Source organism: Actinoplanes sp. KI2 (assembly GCF_025630775.1).
Taxonomy (GTDB): Bacteria; Actinomycetota; Actinomycetes; order Mycobacteriales; family Micromonosporaceae; genus Actinoplanes.
The window spans coordinates 1-17552 of the sequence record NZ_JAOSZE010000051.1 but is presented as its reverse complement, the minus strand read 5'-3'; the positions used below and the strand labels follow the sequence as shown (position 1 = coordinate 17552).

The window sequence follows — 17552 nt, the reverse complement described above, 5'->3', positions numbered from 1 at the left end:
CCGCCGAATGTTCATTTGTGTGCGCATTACGAGGCCACGAGGAAATCGAACATGGCGCTATTGGAAGTCATCGACGTCTCGAAGACCTTTCCCGGCGTACGGGCGCTCGACGAGGTGTCGTTCCGGCTGGAGCCGGGCGAGGTGCACGCGCTGGTCGGCGAGAACGGCGCCGGCAAGTCGACCTTGATCAAGGTGTTGACCGGCGTCTACCAGCCGGACTCCGGTGAGCTGCGATATCAGGATCAGTCGGCGCAGTTCGCGACGCCGATGGCCGCGCAGCACGCCGGCATCTCCACGATTTACCAGGAAGTCAACCTCATCCCGCTGATGAGCGTCGCGCACAACCTGTTCCTCGGCCGGGAGCCGCGCAACCGGTTCGGCCTGCTGGACGAGGGCCGGATGCACCGCGAGGCCCGGGAGATCCTGGCCGGCTACGGCGTCACCGCCGACGTCCGGCTGCCGCTGGGCACGCTCGCGCTCGGCGCCCAGCAGATGGTCGCCCTGGCCCGGGCCGTGATGATCGACGCCAAGGTCGTGATCATGGACGAGCCCACCTCGTCGCTGGAGCCGCGCGAGGTGGAGACGCTGTTCGGGGTCATCCGCGACCTGCACACGCGGGGCATCGGCATCGTCTACGTGAGCCACCGGCTCGACGAGCTCTACCGCATCTGCGACGCCGTCACGATCCTGCGCGACGGCCGGGTGGTGCACACCGGGAAGCTCGCCGACCTCGAACGGATCCGTCTCGTGGCGCTCATGCTCGGCCGCGAGATGTCGGAGATCAGGCGGTCCGGCGCGACGGCGTTCTCGTCCGCGAAGACCGCCGACACCGGCGCCGCGCCCATCCTGCGCGCGGAGGGGCTGACCAGCCGCCGGAAGCTGCACGACATCAGCTTCGACGTGCGGCCGGGCGAGGTGGTCGGGCTCGGTGGCCTGCTCGGCGCCGGCCGCAGCGAGACGATCAAGGCGATCGGCGGGGCGTACCCGCTGGACAGCGGGGACGTGCAGGTCGACGGCGTGACCCTGCGGAAGCCGAGCACCGTGCGAGCGGTCAAGGCGGGCATCGCCGTGCAACCGGAGGATCGCAAGGCCGAGGGGATCGTGGCGGGTCTCTCCGTACGCGAGAACATCGCCCTCGCCGTCCTGCCCCGGATGTCCCGCCTCGGCCTGGTCTCGGACAGCCGGATCGACGCGATCGTCGACAAGTACATGACCCGCCTGCGGATCAAGGCATCCAGCCCGGACCAGCTCGTCGGCGACCTGTCCGGCGGCAACCAGCAGAAGGTGCTGCTCGCCCGCCTGCTCGCCACCAGCCCCAAGGTGCTGCTGCTGGACGAGCCCACCCGGGGCATCGACGTCGGCGCGAAGGCCGAGGTCCAGTCGCTGATCGACGAGCTCGCGGCCGAAGGGCTCGGGGTCGTGCTGGTCTCCTCGGACGCCGAGGAGCTGATCGAGGGCGCCGACCGGGTGGTGGTGCTGCGCGACGGGGTCGTCGTCGGCACGCTCACCGACGCTTCCGTCACTACCGAAGATCTCATGGCCACGATCGCCGCGGCCGCACCCCCGGAGGTTTCCGAATGACCGCCGCGGCCGTCGCCCTTGACCGGAAAGACCTCAGCAAGATCAAGGCCTGGCTGCCGAAGTACGGCGTCTACCTGGCGATCGTCCTGCTGGTCGTCTACAACATCTTCTTCACGCCGTACTTCCTGACCTGGAGCAACCTGCGCATCCAGCTGATCCAGGTCGCGCCGATCGTGATCGTCGCGCTCGGCATGGCGCTGGTGATCGGCACCGAGGGCATCGACCTGTCGGTGGGCTCGGTGATGGCGCTGGCCGCCGCGCTCATCCCGCTCTATCTCGGGTACGGGGTGGTCGCCGCCATCGTCGTGTCGCTGCTCGCCGGTGTCGCGGTCGGCCTGATCAACGGCGTGCTGGTGGCCAAGGTCGGCCTGCAGCCGATCGTCGCCACGCTCGCGCTGTTCGTCGGCGGCCGCGGCCTCGCCGTGGTGATCAGCGGCGGCCAGCTCAAGGACATCCACGACCCGAACTTCATTCGGCTCGGCTCGGGCGACCTGTTCGGCATTCCGATCCTGGTCTGGATCGCGGCGGCGCTGGTGCTCGTGGTCGCGTTCGTGGTGCGCCGCACGGTCTTCGGCCGCCGGCTGCTCGCGATCGGCGGCAACCGCCCGGCGACCGAGCTGGCCGGCCTCCCGGTCAAGCGGGTGCTGATCACGGTGTACGTGCTCTGCTCGGTGCTCGCCTCGATCGCCGGCCTGCTGTCGGTGGCCCGCATCCAGTCCAGCGACGCCTCGGCGGTCGGCCTGCTGATCGAACTCTCCGCGATCACCGCGGTGGTGGTCGGCGGCACCCCGCTCACCGGCGGCCGGGTACGCGTTCTCGGCACGGTGGCCGGCGCCCTGCTCATGCAGCTGGTGATCGCCACCATGATCAAACACAACCTGCCACCGTCCACGACCGAGATCGCGCAGGCGGTCATCATCCTGATCGCCGTCTACGTGGCGCGAGAGAGGAAGTCCCGGTGACCATGGGAATCGCCGCCGCCCCCGAGACGCCCGCGGCCGCGGTCGAGGACGTTCGCAAGGCCGAGCGCATCGACCGGATCGTCGGCACCGTCCAGCGGCAGGGCGCGCTCGCCGTCCTGATCGTCGTCGTGGTGATCGCCTTCCTCGCCTTCCCGAACTTCCGCAGCTTCGACAACACCGCGACGATCCTGGTCGCGGCCGCGCCGCCGATGCTGATCGCGCTCGGCATGACCTTCGTGATCCTCACCGGCGGGATCGACCTCTCGGTCGGGTCGCTCTACGTGCTCGGCGGGGTGCTCGCGGCCTGGGCCTCGCAGTACGGCTTCGCCGCGGCGTTCGCCGTCCCGCTGCTGGTCTGCGCGGCGATCGGCCTCCTCAACGGCGCGCTGATCGCGTACACGGGAATGGCGCCCTTCATCGTCACCCTCGCGGCGCTGCTCGGCGCTCGCGGGTTGATGCGCGCGATCAGCGACGAGGGCTCCACCACCTACCTGGTCAAGAACGAGGCCTTCCTCCGGTTCGGCAACGGCTCGTTCCTCGGCCTCGGCTACCAGGTCTGGCTGGCCGCCGTGCTGGTGGTGCTCGGCACGGTGCTGCTCGCCCGCACCCGGTTCGGCCACTCGGTCTACGCCGTCGGTGGCAGTGCCGACGCGGCGGCGCTGATGGGCGTGCCGGTCCGGCGGATCAGGATCGGGGTGTACGTGATGTCCGGGCTGCTCGCCGGACTGGCCGGGACGATCAACGCGGCCAAGCTCGGCTCCGGCGTCACGGTCCTCGGCACCGGCATGGAGCTGGACGCGATCGCCGCCGTGGTGATCGGCGGGACGCTGCTCACCGGCGGCGCCGGCACGATCGCCGGCACCGTCTCGGGCGTGCTGCTGCTCGGCGTGATCCAGAACCTGATCAACCAGGTCGGCAACATCAACAGCAACTGGCAGCAGGTGATCAGCGGCGCGTTCCTTGCCCTGGTCGTGGTCGCCCAGACGTATCTGGTCAAGCTTCGCCGGGTTAACTAGGACCGTGACGAACGAACAATGGGCTTTTGGCGGAGATCTGCCGATCAACCGGATCGGGTACGGGACCATGCGGCTCACCGGGTGGCCGAGGGGCGACCGGCCCGGCCGGGACACCGCGCTCACGGTCCTGCGGCGGGCCGTGGAACTCGGGGTCAACCACCTCGACACGTCGTACTACTACGCGCGGGACGGGGTGTCGGCCAACGAGTTGATCCGGGCCGCGCTGCACCCGTACCCGCAGGATCTGGTCATTGTCACCAAGGTCGGTGCGCTCGTCGAGGGCGACGACATCGACCTCCCGGCCGCCGAGCGGCGCGGACTCACCCCGGACGGGCTGCGCCGCGGGGTCGAGGCGAACCTCCGGTCGCTCGGCGTGGACCGGCTGGACGTGGTCAACCTGCGGATCGACGATCGGGGACACGACGGCGCCGAGTACGAGACGGCGCTGGAGACCCTGATGTCGCTGCGCGCCGAGGGTCTGATCCGGCATCTCGGCATCTCCAACGTCGGCCGCGCGCACTTCGACCGGGCCCGCGGCCTCGCCGACATCGTCTGCGTGCAGAACCTCTACAACATCGCCGACCGCGACGACGATCCGCTGATCGACGCGTGCGCCGAAGCCGGGATCGCGTACGTCCCGTTCTTCCCGGTCGGCGGCGGGTTCCGGCCGCTGACGGCCGAGCGGCTCGCCGAGGTGGCCGACCGGCACGGCACGACCGCACAGCAGGTCGCGCTGGCCTGGCTGCTGGCCCGGTCGCCGAACATCGCGATCATCCCGGGCACCGGCTCGCCGGCGCACCTCGAGGAGAATCTCGCGGCGGGCCGGTTGCAGCTGACCGAGAAGGACCTCGCCGAGCTGGGCTAATCCACGTTCGCGGTGCCGAGCGGGTGACCATCGTGATCGGCCACGGTCACCGACTGCACGTCGCTGATCTGGAACGAGCTGGCCCCGATCACCTTGGCGTTGCCGGTCGGGGTCGGCCCCCAGGCGGCCGCCTGCTGGACCTCGCCGCGCATGCTGCGAACCTGGCAGAGGAACGGGCCCTCGCCGCGCAGCTTGGTCACGTCCAGTGCCACCGAGACGCCCCACGTCTTCGGGGTCAAGACCGCCTGGCCGGACAGTCCGCTGCCCTCGGCCGGCTCGAACTGCGCGGTCACCAGCTGCGGGCTGGGCAGCACCTGCGGGGTCTGACTCTCCCGGTTGGTGCGGATCACCCCGACCCCGATCACCGCGGCGACCACCACCACGGCGGCCGCGGCCAGCCAGCGGACCCGGGCCATCCGGTTCTCCCGGGAGCGCTCGACCCGCATCCGGCGCAGCAGGCCCTCCACGTTCTCCGGGCTCGGCCGGGCGGACATGCTGATCGGTGGTAGCGCTCCGCCGGGGAACGCGCGCTGGGCGTCGGGCAGGCGTTGCAACAGCTCCGGTACGGGCGCCAGCCGCTCCAGCTCGTCGCGGCACTCGTCGCAGTCGCGCAGGTGCTCGTCGAGCCGATCGGTGTCCGCGTCGTCGAGGCCGCCGAGCAGGTAGCCGCCGAGCAGGCGGCGCAGGTCGTCGTGATCGGGGTTCACCGCAGCACCCCCATCTCCTCGAACGCCGTCCGCAACGCCCGGACCGCGTAGTAGGCCCGGGACTTCACCGTTCCCTCGGGCACGGACAACCGCCGGGCGGTCTCCGCCACGCTCTGCCCCTCGTAGTACATGGCCCGGACCACGGCCTGGTGATCGACGGACAGCCGCTCCAGCGCCTCGGACACCAGCCAGCCCTCGACGAGCTGGTCGACGTTGTCCTCGACCGGCATGGTGTCGACCGCGTGCTCGTCCGCCACCAGATGCGGGCGGCGCTGCTCGGCCCGCCAGGCGTTGGTCACCACGTTGCGGGCGATGGTCAGCAGGTACGACCGGGTGCGCCCCTGGTCGGTGTCGAGGTGATCGATGTGTTTCCAGGCCCGCAGCAGGGTCTCCTGCACCATGTCCTCGGCGCGATGCCGGTCGTGCACATAGCGCAGGACGAAGCTGAGCAGGACCGCATAGTGCTCGTTGTAGAGCGCGGTCATCAGCTCCTCGTCGGGACTCACCCGTCGCCTCATCCGCGCCTTGCCCTTCGCCAGCATCCGTCTGCCACCCACTTGTACACCGTCATGGTGAAGCCGGTTCGACCGGAGCCGCTCGGAGCGCAGACAGGGCGATGCCCGGTCCCCTCGCCGGGACCGGGCATCGCGTCACAGAGAACCTCAGGAGGAAGACGGACTGGGTGAGGGCGACGGCGGGGGACAGCCGTCCCCGCCGTACCGGAACGACCGGGTACTCAGGATGTACAGCGGGTAGACCGGGGTGCTCGTGCGCATGTACATGTCCACGGTCGGGCCGTTCAGGTACGAGATGCTCGCCATGTACGCCGACGGGCTGTCCTTCTTTTCGGCCGGGACGCCGTTGCCCATCTCGGTACGCTTGCACGGCGTGGGAGTCGAGGCAGCCACCTCACCGTAGACCTGGACCATGCCGGATCGGTTGAACTTGGTGCCCGCGTTGTTCCACAGCTGCTCCGGGAAGTAGCCGACCCACTCCGTGTCGAACGCGATCCACCAGGCGCCGTTGAAGTACTGGATGCCGAACTTCTTGGTGGTGTCCTGCGCGAGCGTGTCACCCGGCTTGATGGTCTTGCTGTACTGCACGAAGCCGCAGCCGTTGTAGCAGGTGGCCTCGTTGTTGATCCAGTGGAAGACGAACAGGTGCGGGTCGGAGTCGCCGTTGACGATACGGTCGACGGTCCAGCCGACCTCGACGGTCTGCTTGGTGTCGGCCGACTGCAACGCCATCTCGCCGAGCGAGTGGTAGTCGGCCGAGTCCAGCTTCGGCTTGGCGATATAGACGTTGGTGTAGACGCCGTCCGACTCGGCGGCCTGCGATCCGACGTTGTACATGAAGTTGACCGTAGGGTCGCCGGGCGAGCCGCTGGGCACGGGCGCCGGGGCGCTCGCCGTCGGCGGGGGCGCGGGCGGCACGATGTCGGTTGTCTCGGTCTGCAGGTACCTATTGCCCCTCGCCCAGCGGCCCTTCGGCGCGTATCGGCCTACCGGCTCCGTCGCGCCGCTCGTGTCGTTGGCGGCGGCGTCGAAACCGCCCAACCGCAGCGCCTGGGAGCTCGCGCCGTCCGCGCCCACGCTCACTTCTTCCGGGTGCGCGCCCCAGGGCAGCAGCGGGGGCGGCGTCTCGATGTCCTCGGCGTTGGCGGAGTCGGCCGGGGCGGCAGGGGCCAGCGCCTGATCGGGAGCGCTCGAATCCGGATCCGTGCTCGCGGTCGGATCGACGCTCGCAGTCGGATCGACGCTCGCAATCGGATCGCTACCGGCAATCTGATCCGCGCTCGCATTCAGGGTCGAGGCGACGCCCAAGGCGCCGACCACGGCGACCGCAAGGCCGGCGGCCAGCAGGCCGCGGCGTGACTTCAACACGTGTCCGTCCTCGTTGGTCGTGGGGTCGGAGGTGTGGGCGAGGTAGCCTCCGGCACCGGTTCTCGGCGGCGCCCGTCACGATATAGCTTTCTCGATTCGAGGAGACCCGGCCGACGGGTTTTCCGCCTTAACGGCTGAGGCCGCGAACCGATCCGGTGATTCAAAGTCCAATTTCGACGACACAGCGTGTCGGCGCGATTGCGGAGGGCGGACTTTCGCCTTGATCAGAAAGAGGCAAAGTACCACGAGCTTCTTTCAGGATCGACCACTGGACCTGGATGATCATGCTGTTCACCGGGGTGTTGGGGCGCCTTCCGGCGATCCGCGACTGCTTGCGACGGAATTGCTCGTCATGTGTCCGGATTTATCCGCATCAGCCGCCGTTCGGGCATCTCCGCCATCTCGAATTCGACTCGGAAATTGCGCGAGGTGCCTCGGGCCGATCAATCCGAGCCCTCGCCATCAAGGTCGCGTCCCGCCGGATCCGAGTCCGGCCGACGGCTGGGCCGCCTCCCACATCACGGAACGGGTTTGACCACTGATCACCCACCGCGTCACGATGAGCGTCATGCAGCGGACGGGTATCCCTCTCGTCGCCGACCTGGCGACCGATCTGGCGCACTGCGCCAGCGCTCGTTGTCTCAGCTGACCAGGGTTTTTCGCGCTCCGCGACACTGATCGGCTGACTTTCCGCCCAACCTGCCGTGCCGAGGACTAGCCTTGGCCGCATTGTGGCGATAAACCTATAGGACTGATAGGCAATGTATGCAAACCGAGGAGCTCCCGTGACCGCCGTCGACCTTCGCCTCGACCATCTCGCCCTCGCCGCCCGCTACGCCGCCGACCCCGAGCAGTGGCCGGTGGCGCCACGCTTCAACCCGGTCAACCGGTGGTACCACCGCCTGCACGCGGCCGACGACCACGAGGCCTGGCTGCTCACCTGGCTGCCCGGCCAGGGCACCGACCTGCACGACCACGGTGGTTCGGCGGGCGCGTTCCACGTCTTCGCCGGCACGCTCACCGAGGACACCGTCACGATCCCGGCCGGTGGCGCCGCCCGGGTCACCGCCCGCGAGCTGGGCGAGGGCGCCGGCCGCCGGTTCGGCAGCCGGCACATCCACCGGATCACCAACCGCTCGCCGCGGCCGGCGGTGAGCATCCACGTGTACGGTCCGGCGCTGAGCACGATGACCCGCTACCGCCTGGGCGCCGGCGGCCTCGAGGTGCTCACCGTCGAGCGGGCCGGAGTGCAGTGGTGACTCCGGCGAGCACCTCGAAGGCCGGGCCGGCCGGCTCGGACGGCACCTTGGATGCCCCGCCGCCCGGCTCGGACGGCACCTTGAATGCCCCGCCGCCCGGCTCGGCCGGCATCGTCGAGATCCTGGCGGGCGCCCGCGCCCGGCTGCACCGCGCCGGCCCGCGGGCGACGGCCGAGGCCCTGGGCCGGGGCGCGATCCTGATCGACATCCGGCCGGCCGCCCAGCGCGCCGAGTTCGGCGAGATCCCGGGCGCCGTGATCATCGAACGCAACGTGCTCGAATGGCGGCTCGACCCCCGCAGCGACGCCCGGCTGCCGTTCGCCGACCGGTACGACCTCGAGGTGATCGTCACCTGTCAGGAGGGATACACCAGCAGCCTGGCCGCGGCCGCGCTGCAGGATCTGGGCCTGCACCGGGCCACCGACCTGGCCGGCGGTTTCGCCGCGTGGCGAGACGCCGGCCTGCCGGTGACCCGTTCTCAGTGAGCGCCCTCCGCGTCCGGCCTGGCCTTCTTCGGGAGCAGGAAGGACAGGCCGAACGCGAGGAGCAGCAGGATCAGGGTGACGCCGGTGGTCCAGATCGTCGCGTCCTGGAAACCGGCGCGCACCTGCTCCTCGGCGTACGCCTGCACCTGGGGGGTCGGTGTGCCGGCACCCTGGCAGCTGGCCGGCACCGCGTCGGGGTCGTCCTCGGCGGTACGGTCGCGTAGGCAGTCCCGCAGCCCGGTGGTGACCGCGGACTGCGCGTCGGACGGCACGCCCGCCGTGGTGAGCACCGTCCGCAGCTCGGCCGACGAGTTGTCCACGTGCGACACCACCTGGCCGGGCAGGATCGCGAAGAAGATCGTGCCAAGCACCGCGATGCCGAAGGCACCGCCCAGCTGCTGCACCGAGGTCAGCGCCCCGGCGGCCGAGCCGGTCTCCTCGTGGTCGACGCCGGCCAGCACGATGTTGAAGAACGGCGCCATCGCCAGACCCATGCCGCAGCCGAGCAGCACCAAGGCCGGGATCATGTGGTACGGCGTGACGTCCGCCCCCACCAGCCGTACGGTCAGCGCGAAGCCCGCGGTGCCGACGATCATCACCGCCATGCCGAACAGCAGCAGCTTGCGCCCCAGCTTCTCGGCCAGGCCGGCGCCCGCCGCGATGAAGCCGGCGACCGTGCCGAGCGCCTGCGGCAGCGTGGTGAGACCGGCCTTGAGCGGCGAGTAGCCCAGCCCGATCTGCAGGTAGAAGGTGAAGACCAGGCCGGTGCCGATCAGCGCGGCGAAGAAGACCAGGCCGACCGCGAGGCCGCCGGAGAACGCGCGCTTACGGAACAGGCTGGGCGTCACCAGCGGGTCGAGCCGGCGCCGCTCGCGACGGGTCTCGTAGCGCGCGAACAGGCCGAACACGATCACCCCGGCGGCCAGCAGCACGAAGCACCAGACCGGCCAGTCCAGATCGCGGCCCTGCACCAGCGGGTAGAGCAGCAGGAAGGCGCCGACCGCGGCGAGCAGCACGCCCAGCACGTCGAGGCGGGGCGCCCGATCACTCTTGAACTCGGGCAGGAACCGCACCGCGCCGAACACCGCGAACAGGCCGAGCGGCAGGTTGATGAAGAAGATCATCCGCCAGCCGGAGTCGAAGTAGTTCGCGTCGACCAGCCAGCCGGCCAGGATCGGTCCGCCCACCGAGGACAGGCCCATCACCGGTCCGAACGCGCCGAACGCCTTGGCCTGCTCCTCGTCGTTGAACATCTGCTTGATCATGCCGAGGCCCTGCGGCAGCATGATCGCGCCGAACAGGCCCTGCACCGCCCGGCCGACGATCAGCTGGGCGGGTGACTGGGCGAGACCGCAGGCGAGCGAGGCGAGCGTGAAGCCGGCCGCGCCGATCAGGAACATCCGGCGGCGGCCGTATATGTCGCCGAGTCGGCCGCCGGTGAGCAGGCCGATCGCCATGGCCAGGGTGTACGCGGCGCCGAGCCACTGGATCAGGCTGTACGCCCCGCCCAGCTCGGCGCGGATCGACGGTCCGGCGATGTTGGTGACCAGCGCGTCGAGCAGGTCCATCACCTCGACGGTCAGGATCACGAAGAGTGCGACCCACCGGTATCGGTACGCGGCGGGTGCGGTGGCCGTCTTTTCGAGTACGGCTTCCATCGGGAGTCCCCCTGAACGGTGTTCGTAATCTACGAACACTGTTCTACTGGCGAACGCCGTTCGCGTCAAGTAAGTTATCCGACGATGAAAGAGTCGCCGTTCCTCCGGCGGGCGATCAAACCCCAGCGCCCCGCCAAGAACCCGCTCGGCCGCGACCAGATCGTCCAGGCCGCGCTGCGGATCGTGAAGGCGGAGGGCATCGACGGGGTCAGCATGCGGCGCGTCGCGGCCGAGTTCGACACCGGCCCGTCCAGCCTCTATGCCCACGTGACCAACAAGGACGAGCTGCTCCAGCTCATGTTCGACGAGGTCTGCGGGATGATGGAGATCCCGGCGCTGGATCCCCCGCGGTGGAAGGAGCAGGTCCTCGAGATAGCCCGGACCAGCCATAACGTGCTGCTCGACCACAATGATCTGGCCCGTGCCGCGCTCGCCACCATCCCCACCGGGCCGAACGCGCTGCGCGCCTCGGACGCCATGATCGGCATGATGGTGTCCGGCGGCGTCCCGCCCCAGATCGCGGCCTGGGCGATGGACCGGATCTTCCTCTACATCACCGCCGACGCGTACGAGATGTCCATCTGGCGCGGCGCGGTCACCGAGGCCGGCACCGAGGAGGCGTTCACCACACAGCTCAGCGACGACCTGGTCGCCTACTTCGAGCAGGTCCCCGAGGATCTCTACCCGAACATCCGCAGGTACGCCCGCGAGATGGCCAGCGGCGGCGCTGAGGCCCGATTCGAGCTCGGCCTCGCCATGCTGGTCGACGGCCTGGACAAATATGTCACGAAATGAGCGATCGACGATGTCTTCAACATCGACAATGCCTGGTCGTCACCGGTAGTTGATCTGAGTGGTTTTGTTGATACTGGGTCGATGGAAGGCCTGCCGGTCCCGGTCACCGCGTTCGGTCCGCTGCACCTGCTCGTCCTGCGCGTGCACCGCCTGGCCAACACCGGCCGCGGCCACGAGGCGATAGCCGCCGCCGACGCGTACCTGGCGCTGGCCCGACTGAGCGGCGAGCACAAGAGCATTCCCTACCTGATCCAGGGCAAGATGTACGCCAACCTGCACATGGGCCGCTACCCGGAGGGCGCCGAGCTCGCCGAGGAGTTGCTGCGCCTGCACCGCGCGAACGGTTCCGCCCTCGGCGAGGCCAAAACCCTGTGCGACCTGGCCCACTTCGACATCCTCCGGTCCCGCTACGTCGACGCCATGCGCAACCTGGCCCGCGCCGCCGTCCTGATGGACGCCCCGCACCCCGACCGCGGCCGGCGGGCCTCGGCGCTCTGCTCGTTCGCCGAGGCGGCCACCGCCGCCGAGATGTACGAGAACGCCTCCGCCTCCTACGAGCAGCTCGGCGAGACCACCGGCGCGTTCGACCTGGTGCACGCGATGACGCTGCTCTACTGGGGTCTGCGCCTCGACCACATCGGCCGGCACGACGACGCGGCCGAACGCCTGCACCGCAGCGCCGCGATCACCCGCCGGCACGCCGACCAGCGCCCCGACGACATGAGCGCCGCGGCGATGCTGGCGCTCGCCCTGGCCAAGCTCGGCGACGTGATCCCGGCGGAGAAACTCGCCCGCGAGGCGATCATGCCGCTGCGTGCGGCCGAGAGCTTTCAGTACGCCCGGATGGCGCACCTCGCGCTGGGCATCAGCCTGCGCGCCCACGGCGACCTCGCGGCGGCCCGCACAGAGATCGTGGCGGCCGGCGAGCTGTGCGCCTTCGGCGGCCGGCCCGACGAGCTGCCGATCATCCGGTTCGAGATGGCGCTCACGGCTCTCGCGATCGAGGACGGCCAGTCCAGCCGCGACCTGTTCGAGGCGGTCGTCGGCCAGACCCGCGAGCTGTGGCGGGTGCGCCTGCAGCGGGTGGCGATGCTGCGCCAGGCCCGCCAGCAGGAGGAGGCCGAGGCAGCCCGGGCCCGGGCGGAGCGCGAGGTGCTCCGCGACCCGCTGACCGGCCTGGGCAACCGCCGCCGCTTCGACCTGCTGCTCGACCGCATCGACTCGGGCCGGCTGGCCGCGCCGCTGGTCCTGCTGCTGGTCGACGTCGACCATTTCAAGGCGGTCAACGACGCGTACTCCCACTCGGTCGGCGACCGCGCGCTGCGCGAGGTGGCCCGCATCGTGCGCGCCCACTGCCGGACCGAGGACGTCCCGGTCCGCTACGCCGGCGACGAGTTCACCGTCTTCCTCCGCGGCGACCTGCGGGTGGGCCGCGAGGTGGCCGAACGCATCCGGGCCGCGGTGGCCCACTCCGCCATCATCCCGGGCGTCCGTCTCACGGTGAGCGTCGGCCTGGCCGCCCTGACCCCCGACATGACCGGCGACGCCCTGTTCCGAGCCACCGACGACCGCCTCTACGCCGCCAAGTTCAGCGGCCGCAACACCATCGCCTCCTGACAGTGGCTACTTGACGATGAGGACGCCGGATCTGCCGCTGTAGAGGCTTCGGGAGCCGTCGATCCGGCGCGGCGTGTCCGGGGCGTCCAGCCAGACGATGTACGGCGCACCCGAAGTCAGCCCGGTGATCGTGGCCGTGGTCGTGCAACCCGTACCCGCCGGCACCGTCTGCCATGACGGCGACGGCTGCGGCCCCGCGACCACCAGCTGCCGCACCGCCGCGAGCCGGTAGTACGACCCGTACGCGGACGGCCATTCGACCTTGAAGCCCCCGGTGATCGGGGTGATGTTCATCGGGATGAACACCTGGCCCGTGTCCGGCCAGTCCACCGCGCACCCCGAGCCCATCGACAGGAACGACACCGAGGGCAGCGCCGGCGGCGGCGTTCCGGTGAAGTAGGAGCCGCCCGGCGGCGCTGTCGGGTTGCCCGACTGGTACCGCACCCACGGCCCGTTGGTCGGGGTCGGCGTGACGGTGGCGGTGCCGGTGGCGGTCGTTGTCGAGCCACTGCCGCAGGCGGTCAGCCCGAACGGCAGCGCCGCCAGCGCCAGCACGAACGCCCGGCCTCGCATCCGACCCCTCCCTCCTACCCTCCGATCGGCCTGCGGGCCGCCACGCTTAGCGGCGGCGCGAACGCCCAACCCCGCGCGAGCAGCTCGTCGGTCGCGCTCACTGCCGCGCGCAGGCGCTGCCGATAACTTCCGGTCAACACCAGGTGGCGTACGCCGAGAGCGCCCAACTCGGCCCGGAAGCGCCCGGTCATCCAGCGCCGCAGGTGCTCCCCGTCGCGCAGCCCGTCGTCCTCGAACGGCACCCCGGCGTCCTCGGTCAGCAGATAGAGGTCGGGCCGGCGCACCTGCTCCCACACCGCCGGCGAGGCGCCGCCCAGGTAGCGCTCCTCCCAGATCGTCGTGGCGAAGGCGTCGGTGTCGCAGAACAGCACCGGCGACCCGGCCCGGGCCGCCGCGTCGGCCATCGCGTTCTGCGTCGCCGCGACGGTCGCGAAATCGTCCCGGTCCCAGGTGACGTCGAAGACGGTGGCGCCGGGCCCGAGCGCGGCCAGCTTGCGCTCGGTGAGCTCCCGGCCGTACTCCGGCACCCATCGGGTCTGCGCCCAGACGCCGCCGCGCAGCCGGTAGTGCCGAGCCAGCGCGCGGGCCATCGTGGTGGTGCCGCTCGACTCGGCGCCGACCACGACGACCCGCTTGGCGAGCCAGCCGCGCACCCCCGGCCCGAGCATCTCCCAGTTCCCGACCGGGTCGGCCCGCACGGCGGTGCCGGAGACGGGCACCTTCTCCCGGCCGAGGTCGACGATCACCGGCCGGGCGTGGAAGCGGGCGGCGAGCTCAACCCCGTACGGCTCGGAAGAGAAGACCGCATCCACCCGGTCGGTACCCGCGGCCGCGCGAAAGACGGCCATGTGCAGTTCCCACACGGCCGGGTCGTCGTAATCGACCGGGTGGTCGTCGTGCACGCCGACGAAGCGCACCCGCGGCCCGTGCTCCTCGCGCAGCCAGGCGAGGCGCAGCTCGAGCGGCACCGACTCGGCCGAGGACGGCGCGACGACCACGGTGACCCGCTCGCAGGCCCGCTCGGCCGCCTCGATCAGCGCGTGGTGCCCGAGGTGCGGTGGGTAGAACTTGCCGACGATCAGCCCGTGCCCGTACCTCACGCCGCGGCCACCAGTCGCTGGGCGGTCCGCCACGCACGCAGGCCGGCGATGCAGAGCGCGAGGAACACCACGTACAGGATCGCGGTCAGCCAAAGGTCCTTGTAGCCGTAGAGCGGGATGTAGATCAGATCGGCGGCGATCCACAGCCACCAGTTCTCCACCAGCTTGCGCGTCTGGCCGTAGGTGGCGAGCAGCGACAGCGCGGTGGTGACCGCGTCGAAGAACGGCACGGTCGACTCGGTGAGCCGGTCGAGGAAGAGCCACAGTGCCGCGGTGAGCAGCACTCCGGCGACGCCCAGCGCGAGCCACTCCCGGGCGGCGGTCGAGCGGACGACCAGCCGGCTGTGCCGCTCGCCGCCGTACAGCCATGCCCACCAGCCGTAGCAGCCGAGGACGACGTAGACGATCTGGAGGGCGGCGTCGGCGTACAGGCCGGCCGACCAGAAGACCACCATGAGCAGCAGGACGTTGAGGATGCCGAGCGGCCAGTTGAGGATGTGCTGCCGGATCAGCAGGGCCACGTTCAGCAGGCCGGTGGCGAAGCCGAGCACCTCGGCCCAGGTGGTCGGCGCGCCGAAGGCGGTGAACGCGGGGGAGGTCAGCCAGTCGATCATCGAGCGAGTATCGCCGCCGCGGGCGGGCCGGTGGTGCCCCGGACGACCAGCCGCGGCGGGATCACCGTCTCCCGATGCACGATGTGCGCGCCCGCTATCCGGTCGACCGCGCGCGACACCGCCATCGTCGCCATCGTGTCGATGTCCTGGGCGACCGTGGTCAGGTCGATGTGCGCGAGCCGGCTGAAGCTGCTGTCGTCGTAGCCGACCACGCTGACGTCCCCGGGCACGTCCAGGCCGCCGCGCCGCAGCCCGTCGAGCAGGCCGGTGGCACTCAGGTCGTTGAACACGGTCACCGCGGTCGGCGGATCACCCAGCAGTTCCCGAGCCGCCCGGGCGCCGTCCTCCTCGCCCGGACCCCCCGAGACCACTTTGGCGTACGCGTCGAGCCCGTGCCGCCGCATGGCCTCGCGATAGCCCTGCCGGCGCTCGGCCGACGCCACCCACCGACCGCCGTCGACGTGCGCGATCCGGGTGTGGCCGAGCGCCACCAGATGGTCCACGGCCAGGTGCAGCCCGCGGGGGTCGTCGGTGCGCACCACGTCGACGGCCTTGTGCCGCACCCCGCGCATCATCGACACCACCGGCAGCCGTACGGCCAGCGCGGCCAGTTCGGCGGTCGGGATCTGCGGGCCCAGCAGCACCAGCCCGGCGCACCGGTCCTGCAGGAGCCCGGCGATCGCGGTGCGCTCGTCCCGGCGCGGGGTCACCGCGCTCAGCGTCAGCTCGTAGCCGATCCGGTCGGCCGCGTCGTACAGGCCGGTGAGCATGTCGTCGTGGAACGGGTGCTGAACGGCGAAGACCACGCCGAGCAGCCGGCTCTCCCCGCTGCGCAGCAACCGGGCCCGGCTGTCCGGCTGGTAGTCGAGCCGGCGCGCCACCTCCAGGACGCGTTCCCGGGTGGTCGCGCTCGCTCCCGGCGCGTCCCGCATCACGATCGACACCAGGGCGACCGACACGCCCGCCTCGGCGGCCACGTCGGCCAGCGTGGGCCGCCGCTCCCCTGCACGCATGACCGGGAAGTCTACTTGTGATCACTAGAACGTTCCATGACGCTGTGACCTAGAACGTTCTAGAGTTGTTGACGTGGAGAGACTGACCGCCGGACGGCGTTGGGCCGCCCTGCTCACCCTGGCCCTGGGCGGCTTCGGGCTGGGTCTGACCGAGTTCGTGGCGATGGGCCTGCTGCCCGACATGGCCCGCGACCTGCTGCCGGCCGCGTACGCGCACTCCAGCGCCGACGCGGTCGCCAAGGCCGGCTGGATGATCACGATCTACGCGCTCGGCGTGGTGGTCGGCGCGCCCACGATCGCGGCGCTCACCGCCCGGATGCCGCGCCGGCGGCTCGTGCTCGGACTGCTCGGGCTGTTCGTGATCGGCACCGCCGCCTCCGCCCTCGCACCAACCTTCGGGCTGGTCCTCGCCGGGCGGTTCGTCGCCGCACTGGCCCACGGCGCGTACTTCGGTGCGGCCGGGCTGCTCGCCGCGGCCATGCTCGGCCCGGGCAGCGCCGGGCGCGGCTTCTCGATCGTGCTGGGCGGCCTGACCGCGGCCAACGTCTTCGGCGTGCCGCTGATCACCAGCCTCGGCCAGGCCGCCGGCTGGCGGGCCGCGTACCTCGCGGTGGCCGGCGTCTTCGCACTCACCCTGCTCGCCGTGCTGCTGGTGGTGCCCGAGGTGGCGGCCGCGCCGCACGGCTCACCGCGGGACGAGCTGGCCGCCTTCCGGCTCCCCCAGGTCTGGCTGGCGGCCCTGGTCGCCGCGGTCGGCTTCGGCGGCTTCTTCGCGGTGAACAGCTACATCGCCCCGGTCACCACGCACGTCGCCGGCCTGAGCGAGTCGGCCGTCCCGTGGGTGCTGGCCGTGATGGGCGTAGGCATGACCGTCGGCAACGCGGTCGGCGGTTTCGCCGCGGACCGCAACCTCCGGCGCAGCGTGCTGCTCGGCCTCGGCGGGATCATCGGCACGGTGGCACTGTTCGGCCTGATCGCCCGGCACCCCGCCGGCCTGTTCGCCGGGGCGTTCCTGGTCGGCGCGGCCAGCCTGTTCACCGGCCCGGCGCTGCAGGCGCGGCTGATCGCGGTGGCGCCCGGCGCCCAACTGATGGGCGCCGCGGTCAACCAGTCGGCCAGCAACATCGCCAACAGCGTGGGCGCGGCCCTGGGCGGCGCGGCAATCGCGGCGGGGTGGGGGTATCTGGGGTCGGCTTGGATCGGGGTGGGGCTGGCGGCCGCGGGCCTGGCGCTGGCGGTGCTGAGCTTCCGGCTGGACGCCCGAGCCACGGCGGCGGCCGAGCACCCGGAGCCGGCGCTGGTTTAGGAAAGCCGCGCGGGTCGTGGCGGCGGCGGCCCGCAGCGCAGACCCGCCCGCCGGCCCCCAACCCCCCCAACCGCCCACCCCCCCCCCCCCCCCACCCCCCCCCCCCCCCCGCCGGCCC

Annotated in this window: 17 protein-coding genes; 9 read left to right on the top strand and 8 right to left on the bottom strand. The window is 71.0% G+C overall.

Annotation, left to right across the window (positions count from 1 at the left end; genetic code table 11):
• Positions 1–51 precede the first annotated feature (51 nt).
• The 4 genes from ODJ79_RS38910 to ODJ79_RS38895 are packed head-to-tail and all read left to right on the top strand — an operon-like array spanning position 52 to position 4424.
• Positions 52–1581, top strand: a complete 1530-nt coding sequence (locus ODJ79_RS38910; RefSeq protein ID WP_263028710.1) for a sugar ABC transporter ATP-binding protein — start codon at positions 52–54, stop codon at positions 1579–1581.
• Positions 1578–2543, top strand: a complete 966-nt coding sequence (locus ODJ79_RS38905; protein WP_263028709.1) for an ABC transporter permease — start codon at positions 1578–1580, stop codon at positions 2541–2543. The genes ODJ79_RS38910 and ODJ79_RS38905 overlap by 4 nt, the downstream gene beginning before the upstream one ends.
• A 2-nt stretch (positions 2544–2545) precedes the next feature.
• Positions 2546–3559, top strand: a complete 1014-nt coding sequence (locus tag ODJ79_RS38900) for an ABC transporter permease (protein WP_263028753.1) — start codon at positions 2546–2548, stop codon at positions 3557–3559.
• 4 nt (positions 3560–3563) lie between these two features.
• Positions 3564–4424, top strand: a complete 861-nt coding sequence (locus ODJ79_RS38895) for an oxidoreductase (protein WP_263028708.1) — start codon at positions 3564–3566, stop codon at positions 4422–4424.
• Here ODJ79_RS38895 and ODJ79_RS38890 read toward each other — a convergent pair.
• The 3 genes from ODJ79_RS38890 to ODJ79_RS38880 all read right to left on the bottom strand — a co-directional run bounded on the left by ODJ79_RS38890 (position 4421) and on the right by ODJ79_RS38880 (position 7014).
• Complete coding sequence (locus ODJ79_RS38890) at positions 4421–5131, bottom strand: zf-HC2 domain-containing protein (protein ID WP_263028707.1); 711 nt, start codon at positions 5129–5131, stop codon at positions 4421–4423. The genes ODJ79_RS38895 and ODJ79_RS38890 overlap by 4 nt on opposite strands.
• A complete protein-coding gene (locus ODJ79_RS38885; protein WP_263028706.1) occupies positions 5128–5688 on the bottom strand; it encodes a sigma-70 family RNA polymerase sigma factor in 561 nt (186 codons plus the stop codon). Before ODJ79_RS38885 ends, ODJ79_RS38890 begins: the two co-directional genes overlap by 4 nt.
• A gap of 105 nt (positions 5689–5793) precedes the next feature.
• A complete protein-coding gene (locus tag ODJ79_RS38880; protein ID WP_263028705.1) occupies positions 5794–7014 on the bottom strand; it encodes a neprosin family prolyl endopeptidase in 1221 nt (406 codons plus the stop codon).
• A 785-nt stretch (positions 7015–7799) separates the two neighbouring features.
• On the opposite strand from ODJ79_RS38880, the gene ODJ79_RS38875 reads away from it, so the two are divergent.
• On the top strand, positions 7800–8273 hold the full coding sequence (locus ODJ79_RS38875; RefSeq protein WP_263028704.1) for a cysteine dioxygenase: 474 nt from the start codon (positions 7800–7802) through the stop codon (positions 8271–8273).
• Positions 8274–8353: 80 nt separating this feature from the next.
• Positions 8354–8758: a rhodanese-like domain-containing protein gene (locus ODJ79_RS38870; protein ID WP_263028752.1), complete on the top strand. Its 405-nt coding sequence runs from the start codon at positions 8354–8356 to the stop codon at positions 8756–8758.
• On the opposite strand, the gene ODJ79_RS38865 is transcribed toward ODJ79_RS38870, so the two are convergent.
• The gene (locus ODJ79_RS38865) at positions 8752–10416 is read right to left on the bottom strand and encodes an MFS transporter (protein ID WP_263028703.1); all 1665 of its coding nucleotides are present in this window, start codon (positions 10414–10416) and stop codon (positions 8752–8754) included. The two genes, ODJ79_RS38870 and ODJ79_RS38865, sit on opposite strands and share 7 nt — an antisense overlap.
• 84 nt (positions 10417–10500) lie before the next feature.
• Here ODJ79_RS38865 and ODJ79_RS38860 point away from each other — a divergent pair, with 84 nt between their 5' ends.
• Positions 10501–11211: a TetR/AcrR family transcriptional regulator gene (locus ODJ79_RS38860; RefSeq protein ID WP_263028702.1), complete on the top strand. Its 711-nt coding sequence runs from the start codon at positions 10501–10503 to the stop codon at positions 11209–11211.
• 81 nt (positions 11212–11292) lie between these two features.
• Positions 11293–12828: a sensor domain-containing diguanylate cyclase gene (locus ODJ79_RS38855; RefSeq protein ID WP_263028701.1), complete on the top strand. Its 1536-nt coding sequence runs from the start codon at positions 11293–11295 to the stop codon at positions 12826–12828.
• A gap of 6 nt (positions 12829–12834) precedes the next feature.
• On the opposite strand, the gene ODJ79_RS38850 is transcribed toward ODJ79_RS38855, so the two are convergent.
• Genes ODJ79_RS38850 through ODJ79_RS38835 form a run of 4 tightly spaced genes read right to left on the bottom strand, consistent with a single transcriptional unit; the run spans position 12835 to position 16128 of the window.
• Positions 12835–13401, bottom strand: coding sequence for a hypothetical protein (locus ODJ79_RS38850; RefSeq protein ID WP_263028700.1), 567 nt, complete (start codon positions 13399–13401; stop codon positions 12835–12837).
• A 14-nt stretch (positions 13402–13415) separates the two neighbouring features.
• Positions 13416–14501, bottom strand: coding sequence for an AAA family ATPase (locus tag ODJ79_RS38845; RefSeq protein WP_263028699.1), 1086 nt, complete (start codon positions 14499–14501; stop codon positions 13416–13418).
• Complete coding sequence (gene pnuC, locus ODJ79_RS38840) at positions 14498–15115, bottom strand: nicotinamide riboside transporter PnuC (protein WP_263028698.1); 618 nt, start codon at positions 15113–15115, stop codon at positions 14498–14500. The genes ODJ79_RS38845 and pnuC overlap by 4 nt, the downstream gene beginning before the upstream one ends.
• The gene (locus ODJ79_RS38835; protein ID WP_263028697.1) at positions 15112–16128 is read right to left on the bottom strand and encodes a LacI family DNA-binding transcriptional regulator; all 1017 of its coding nucleotides are present in this window, start codon (positions 16126–16128) and stop codon (positions 15112–15114) included. Before ODJ79_RS38835 ends, pnuC begins: the two co-directional genes overlap by 4 nt.
• 73 nt (positions 16129–16201) lie before the next feature.
• Here ODJ79_RS38835 and ODJ79_RS38830 point away from each other — a divergent pair, with 73 nt between their 5' ends.
• Positions 16202–17434, top strand: a complete 1233-nt coding sequence (locus ODJ79_RS38830; protein ID WP_263028696.1) for an MFS transporter — start codon at positions 16202–16204, stop codon at positions 17432–17434.
• The last annotated feature ends 118 nt before the right edge of the window (positions 17435–17552 follow it).